Source organism: Lacinutrix sp. C3R15, from assembly GCF_018860825.1.
In the GTDB taxonomy this organism is placed as follows: Bacteria; Bacteroidota; Bacteroidia; order Flavobacteriales; family Flavobacteriaceae; genus Oceanihabitans.
On sequence record NZ_JAHKPZ010000027.1, the window covers coordinates 1 to 7723 of the forward strand.

At 33.3% G+C, this 7723-nt stretch carries 5 protein-coding genes and 1 pseudogene; 2 read left to right on the forward strand and 4 right to left on the reverse strand.

All coding sequences use genetic code 11. The features are described from left to right. Positions 1-1192: 1192 nt before the first annotated feature. Positions 1193-2155 carry an endonuclease/exonuclease/phosphatase family protein gene (locus tag KO494_RS08635; protein WP_215967209.1) on the forward strand — a complete coding sequence of 321 codons (963 nt, stop codon included), beginning with the start codon at positions 1193-1195 and terminating at the stop codon, positions 2153-2155. A gap of 321 nt (positions 2156-2476) precedes the next feature. Here the strand turns inward: KO494_RS08635 and KO494_RS08640 are convergent. Beyond that, positions 2477-3097: pseudogene (locus KO494_RS08640) on the reverse strand (hypothetical protein); the annotation flags it as partial. Between the two features lie 157 nt (positions 3098-3254). Between KO494_RS08640 and KO494_RS08645 the strand changes: the two are divergent. Further along, positions 3255-3458 carry a hypothetical protein gene (locus tag KO494_RS08645; protein WP_215967210.1) on the forward strand — a complete coding sequence of 68 codons (204 nt, stop codon included), beginning with the start codon at positions 3255-3257 and terminating at the stop codon, positions 3456-3458. Between the two features lie 375 nt (positions 3459-3833). Here the strand turns inward: KO494_RS08645 and KO494_RS08650 are convergent, their stop codons facing one another. The 3 genes from KO494_RS08650 to KO494_RS08660 all read right to left on the reverse strand — a co-directional run. Beyond that, positions 3834-5777, reverse strand: coding sequence for an OmpA family protein (locus KO494_RS08650; protein WP_215967211.1), 1944 nt, complete (start codon positions 5775-5777; stop codon positions 3834-3836). A gap of 10 nt (positions 5778-5787) precedes the next feature. Then, entirely contained in the window at positions 5788-6723 is a 936-nt protein-coding gene (locus KO494_RS08655; RefSeq protein ID WP_215967212.1) for a type IX secretion system membrane protein PorP/SprF, read from the reverse strand. A 63-nt stretch (positions 6724-6786) separates the two neighbouring features. Beyond that, positions 6787-7723 (reverse strand): gliding motility-associated C-terminal domain-containing protein (locus tag KO494_RS08660; RefSeq protein WP_215967213.1); only part of this gene is annotated, 937 nt, incomplete at its 5' end.

Here is a 7723-nt window from a genome sequence, read left to right on the forward strand (position 1 = left end):
AGCCGTGTATAATTAATTGCTAATAAGAGCTTACTTACGAAAGTCCTCGCGGACTTTCTATCTGTGATTTATTTGCTAAATTAGTTGCTGAAACACGCAACAAAATCATACACAAACACGTTGGCTACAACCATGACCCGTCCTGCATAAAGGCTTCATTACCAAAACCAGTATTTTTAACCAACGCACAATTCATCTTTTAATTCATCTGCAGTACTAACATAAAAATCAAGGTAGGCAGGTAATAAGGTGTTCGTCAGTCGTTTCATTTAGTTCCATAATACATAATCACCAATGCTTCTATCGTCGCATTGGTGATTACCATAAATAGCACCACTACGGCGACACGTCCTCGTTGGCACTATTTATTTGTTTTATTGCACACATTCTCTCCCTCCTCACCCATAGCTACTCTTGTACCTTAAAATCCAAAGAGGTTATGCGCTCTGCGCAAGTTGTATTTATTAAGGTACAACCGCTATTTCATGTTTCGCGAGCCTGCGGGTCGCTGCGGCCAAAACCCACAGAAACCCCAACAAAAACAGAATATGCAGTACTTTTAATTCCAATAGATGCATACAGGAATAAAAATCCAAATAAAATCTGTGGGCTACGGGTGTCACATTTTTTGATCCCTTTCCAAGTTGCAAATAAGATAACCTTAAATCCCTGCGTAAGCAGGGACCTCTTCCATGCAAACTCAAACATCAAAGTAAATAACAACTAACATACAAAAAGGTTACCCCATTTCGCAAACAGCACACAAGAGCAAGGCTTTCATCCGGTCCATGTCATCCCCTCTCCATAGTTTTTTAAATCACGGATTGGCTAACTACCAAACTTCATAATAAACTTTTGAAAATGTATTACATCTATTAGCTACTAATAGCAAGCACAAAAGTTAAGCCGCCAAACCGCAATAATAAACTATCCCCTAGACTTCCATGGCCTCCTTCAAACCTTGCACTTGCCTAAACAAGCATATTCCAGAATACCAACAAAACACAAACTAGCTTTAATATAAAATCAAAAAATCCGCCACCCTTGCGATAAACCGTTGCTGTTGTACGCACTTTTGCTGAAAAAGCAACGTGCTATTACCACACCAGCCTTGCTAATCTCGCAGTCGGCTCTCGCCTTCTAGATTACCTGCTTATCAACATATTGTAAATAAATATTATTATATTTAAGGATGAGTTCAATACTAGACCAACCACCATCTGAAGTAATAGAAAATCTGCAACTTTTAAAAACGGATTTAGATTTAAAGATTCCTTCAAAACAATTAGACAGAAACCTTCTAATTGCAACCTGGAACATAAGGACATTTGGCAATCTAACACGCAAATGGAATTCCGATGATGATGACTCTCCAAAAAGAGATTTACATGCAATTCTATGCATTGCAGAAATCATAAAACGTTTTGATGTTATAGCTATTCAAGAAGTAAAAGATAACATCCGTGCTTTAAGAGATACGTTAAAAGTACTGGGGTCAAATTGGTCATTAATCCTAACAGATGTAAACAAAGGTAAAGTTGGTAACGGAGAACGAATGGCATATTTATTTGATACGCGTCGTGTACAACTTTCAGGATTAGCAGGAGAACTAGTAGTGCCTGAAGAATGGGAAGATTCAATTAAAGATAATGCTCTTTCAAATCAATTTGTCAGATCTCCTTATGCAGTAAGTTTCAAATCAGGAAAACGTACATTCATTTTAGTGACACTTCACATTCTCTATGAGAAAAATAAAAAAAATCGCATTCCGGAATTACGTGGTATTGCAAAATGGCTTAGGGATTGGGCAGATAATGTAAATGCATACCATCAAGATTTTATTGCATTAGGAGATTTCAATATTGATGAGCGTGGTGATTTATTAGATCAAACATTCCTATCGGAAGGATTATATGTACCTCCTCAATTACAAAACATTCAGGTAACCAGATCCATTTTCAATAAAACAAAGTACTACGATCAAATAGCTTGGTTCAATAGTCATGATAACGGACCAAAATTATCTATGGAATTTTTAAGTGGTGGCAACTATGACTTTGTAAACGTGGCTTTAAAAAACCGTTTGCTAACCAATAATAGTCTATCCTGGCTTATCTCAGATCATTATCCATTATGGGCAGAATTTAAAGTATAAAAAAGGCCACAAATATAGTTGGCTTCCTGCATCCAACGCCATAATGCTATAAAGCTCAAGCCTAAAAGTTTTGAAAAAAATAATACGCCGAAAAAAAGCGTATTATTTTTTTAACCTCCTACTAGGCATATTATTTTATCCAAAAAGCTTGACAGCATTCCCACGCCACCAGAACAAGCGTTTTCTTTTTTTCTTTAAAAAAAATAGAAAAGGAAGTAGTGCTGTTAAGGAAACATTCTGCAAACAAAAAATTCTCTTTTCTTATTTCTTTAGTTGCTGAAAAAACTGATGTATGCGTTTCGCTAATAAGGAAACCATATAACTAACCACAGCACCAATAGCAGCAGTATCTGCACTGTCGTAAGGAAGAATACCTGTTTCGGCACTCTAAAAAACAGAGGCCTCATTTGGAAAGTCCAACTCTGCTCCTCCCATTACAATTTTATAATGTGTAGTTCCTCCAGGAGCTGCAATGCGTAATGTTGGTGCAAATGGATCTAAGTCCAAAGTAACATCTCCTGTTACACGATCATATGCCACAGCAAATGGTGCATAAAGTGTTGCTCCTAACTTTCCATTCACATTGAATTCAAAGCCTAACAATGTGCTCATATCACCACCTTCAATGGTTCTAAGTCCACGCTCATGAACGGCATCCGTTTTTGTGATGGCAACTAAAGTTTTTGTCAAACGACTTACCACTCGTTTATCTTTTGCATTTTGCAAAAGCACACGAATGGCATTTCTAAATACCTTACCTCCTTTTCCTGCACGTCCAAACTCCGAACCATTTTCACGAGTTCTCTGAAACGCAGGATCACTTGCAATACGTTTTCCATCAACACCTCCTTTATATCGCGCAAGGTGTCCGTCTGCGCTCTTGTAGAAGGAAATATCTCCGATAGTTCCTTTCAATTTGATAATACCAGTTTGTCTAGCCATAACTTTTAATATTTTGATTATTAAGCAAAAGACAGTAGTTTTATAAGAGAAATCAAAAGCACACATACATCCATGCCGATACATTCGTTTTATGCCATTTAATAACATATAGACGATGCCTTGATGCTATATGGATTAAGTATGGATAAAGTATAAAATGAGAATAGTAAGAGCTTGTATATATCCAAAAGACATCCAACGTATCACTGGAAGAAGTGAGCGCTATGGTCGTAAGCTCTTAAATGAAATTAAAATCTACTTCGGGAAAAAGTCGCATCAATTTATCACTGCAGAAGAATTTGCAGAATACAGCGGTATCAAAGAAGATATTGTAAATCAATATTTGGAGGCTATTTCCTAATTACACCCTTACAGGTATAATTATGTGAAAATACAATGATATCATACCCTAACGGGTATAATATAGTGTAATACTTCATAGCATTTGATACGATTTATGTAGGTTTGAGTCTTACTATTTTGTAAATTTGTAATGTCTTTGACAAGCTAAATGACTATAGAGACCATTAATGTAAATGGTAGCAATTCGGTTAGTATCTACATTAAAAAACCTAGAAAGTCACTAGTACTAAAGAATTACGGACTGGGTTTGAATCCTGTCGAGGTCACGAAAAAAAAGCAAGCTTAATTTAAGTTTGCTTTTTTTATATACTAAATTTTACTAAAACAAAAAACCACCAATTTCTTGGTGGTTTTTTTGTCTCTTATTTTTAAGTTAGTCTAAGGATAAAACAATAAACTCACTACGCCTGTTTAATTGGTGTTCTTCTTCTGTACAAGGTACACCATCTGAACATTTATTAGTTAATTTTCTTTCCCCATAACCTCTTCCTGTTAATCTGTTAGCATCAATTAAACCAACTTTAATAATATGTGCTATAGTAGACTTATTTCTTCTATTAGACAAAGATTCGTTATAAGAATAAGGTGCTCTAGAATCTGTATGAGAACGTACATCTATCTTCATATTAGGATATTGTTTCATTACAGCTATTACTTTTTGTAATTCTAAAGCTGCATCTGGTCTGATATTAGATTTATCAAAGTCAAAATAAATAATTGGTATATCTAATACTTTTGCTAAATCTGTACCTACCTTAATTTCTCTTACTTCTTTAGAAAGGTTAAGTTCTAAATCTAAATCTTGTCTTGTACTTGGTGTTGTAAATCTTACTTCGTCTGAAGCATAGTCATTTTTTTGAGCACGTACTAAATATTCTTCTTCACAATCTAAACTAAATGTAAAAGTTGCACTCTCTCCCACGACCAATCTTTCAATTTCTTTACCATTTTTATCAAACAAAATAACAGTAGCATCTGCTAATAATTCTCTAGTATTTTTATCTTTAACAATACCATCTACAATTTGTTGACACTTATTTTCAATAGCTGCAAAACTATAGATATCATCATCTCCTTTTCCGTTTAATCTATTAGATGAGAAAAAACCTTCATTTGTACCTAAGTTTTCATAATATGCAAAATCATCTTGAGGGCTATTAATTGGTTTTCCTAAGTTTTCTGCAACAAGTGTTCCTGAACGTTCAAATTTATTTTCAAAATCTCTTATTACATATACATCTAACCCTCCTAATCCTGGATACCCATTAGAAGAGAAAAACAAATCTCCTTTTTCATTAATAAAAGGAAATGTTTCTTGACCTTCTGTATTTATTTTAGATCCTAAATTTTTAGGTTTTCCCAAAGTACCATCAGCATTAATATCTACTACATAAAGGTCAGAGTTTCCTTGTGTATCTGGCATATCTGAAGCAAAATATAATTTTGTTCCATATACATTAACTGTAGGATGTGCTACACTATATTGGTTACTGTTAAAATGTACAGATTCAATATCTCCCCAAGTGCCATCTTCTTGTAATCTTGCTCTATATAATTTTAATCTTGTAACATCTTCATTATCTCTTTTAAGTTTTTTATTGGTATAGTTATTTCTTGTAAAAAACATTAATTGATCATCTGGAGTAAACGAAGGTGTAGACTCATGATATGTTGTATTTACAGTATCATCATAATTTTCTACGTTTATATATGTTCCATCATCTTGCTTATCTACTGAAAATAAATCTAAAAAAGGTTGATCATTCCAACCGTAAGTTTTACCATCTCCTCTAGAGGAAGCAAATATTAATTTGTCTTTGTATTGTGTTGTTCCAAAATCAGATACTTCAGAATTAAAGTCCATATTGGTTACTTTAAAATCTTTACTTGCTTTTTCAATTTTAGCAAGGTAATCTACAGTAGAAGCAAAAGCCCTTCCTCTAGAGTCATTAGATTTATATTGATTAAATTTTTCCATCCATTTATCTGACTCTTCATAGTTTTCACTATATTTTAAAGCTTGAGCATATCTAAAGTAATATTCGGCATCAATGTTTTCTTCTAATTCCATTAATTTTCCATACCATTTAACAGCTTCTTCCATTTTATTATTGAAATAGAAAGAGTTACCTAATTTTTGAAATAAATCAACAGATTTATGCCCTGCTTCTGCCACTTCAAGTAATATTTCACTTGTCTTTACATAACTAAACTGGTCATATTCTTTATTAGCCTTTTTAATTTTTCCTTTTTGGGCATATCCTACAGATATGAAAAAACCAAAAAAAGCGATTAATGTAAGTTTATATAATTTCATAATCTTTTATTTAGAAGAATCTAGGAGAAATAATTTTACTATCTTTTTTAAACAATTCAAATCTTAACATAACTTCATAAGAGCCACTATTGAATTTTGTTTTACCAAGCTCTGTTGTTTCTCTATCATAGGCTAAACCAATCATTAACCCTTCAGTAATTTGAAAACCTGCTAATGCACTTACAGCAGCACTCCATCTATAAGCAGCTCCTAAAGTAAGTTTATCGTTTAATAAAAAATTTGCTGTTATATCAAGTTGCAGTGGAGCTCCTTCAACAACTTTACTTAAAAATGCAGGTTTAAATTTAATATTTTCTGATAGATCAAAAACATATCCTGCTATTAAATAATAATGAATTCTTTCATTAGCTGTAGATAAGGTTACTTCATCTAAATGTTCTGTTTCTAATAAATTAGGAGCAGAAACACCTACATACCATTTATCTGCATGTCTATAATAAAATCCAACACCTACATTAGGAGAAAACTCATTTATAGACCCAGTTGGTAAAATAACATCCCCATTATTATACCTACTAAGTTCATCATAATTAATATTCATTAAATAACCTCCTGCTTTTAAACCAAAAGAAAATCTTCCTTTATCTGATGTATTAAGCGTATAAGAAAGGTCAATATCAAAATTAGTTTCATGTGTAGGCCCAATATTATCATTTACAATAGATAAACCAAGTCCTAGTTTTTCACTACTTCCAATTGGTGAATGAACACTAAGTGTTTGTGTATTTGGAGCTCCTTCAAGACCTACCCACTGAGTTCTATATAAACCAACAACACTTAATACCTCTCTTGATCCAGCATAAGCAGGATTTATACTTATAGTATTATACATATACTGCGTATACTGCGCGTCTTGCTGAGCATTACTTTCTAAGCAAAAAACAGAACTAATACTTATAACTAATAGTAAGATTTTATTTTTCATTCTAATTTGTTATGTTTTATTTTATTACTGGAGGTAGATTAAAACCTACCTCCTTATATAATTTTATCTATGGATATATAAATAACCTGCTTTTTCTAGTGTTTCTCCATCTTTAACGAAAGTAACAATATAGAAATAAGTTCCTACAGGTAATAATTCATCTTCTTTAACAGTAACTCTTCCTTTAGATCTTCCTCTAAAATATTCTCCATTCTGACCATATCCTAGAGTTTCATATACTAATACTCCCCATCTATTGAATATTTGTACTTGATTTTCTGGGAATAACTCAATGTTTTCAATAGTAAACACATCATTATCATAATCTCCATTAGGAGTTACAGCATTAAATATTTCAATAAAATCATCTGCTTCAGTTAATACACCATTATCTGGTTCTAAGTAATCTGGTAAACCATTTCCATTACTATCTAGTGCATCATCACCAAATCCTATTCCGTTATCATTAAGGTCTGGATACTCGTCACTAGTAAGGATACCATCATTATCATCATCATTATCTATATAATCTGGTGTACCATCTCCATCAGTATCATCATTGGTTGGATCATCATCTCCTGTTGGATCTACTTCACCATCTGATACATCTGTATCTGCATAATCTTCATTTATAGTATCTACACCATCATTATCATCATCCGGGTCATTAAAGTTTGGCATTCCATCTCCATCTGTATCTCCATAACCTATTTCATCTCCATTTGAAACATTATCAAAATCACAATCTAGTTCATTCCATTCTTCTGATGGACTAACTGTGATACTATCTATATTAAGATCACATGGATCATTCCAATCTGTATCATTTGGTCCTTGTGTTCCATCACTATCTGGGTCAACTTCATCAATGTTTACAACACCATCACCATCACAGTCTGCAAGTGCCCAATCACTTATTGTATCTGTTAGATCAACATTTGTAATATCTCCTCCGACACATGGATCTTGTGGGTCTGGGTCTTCACCGTTTGGTGTTCCG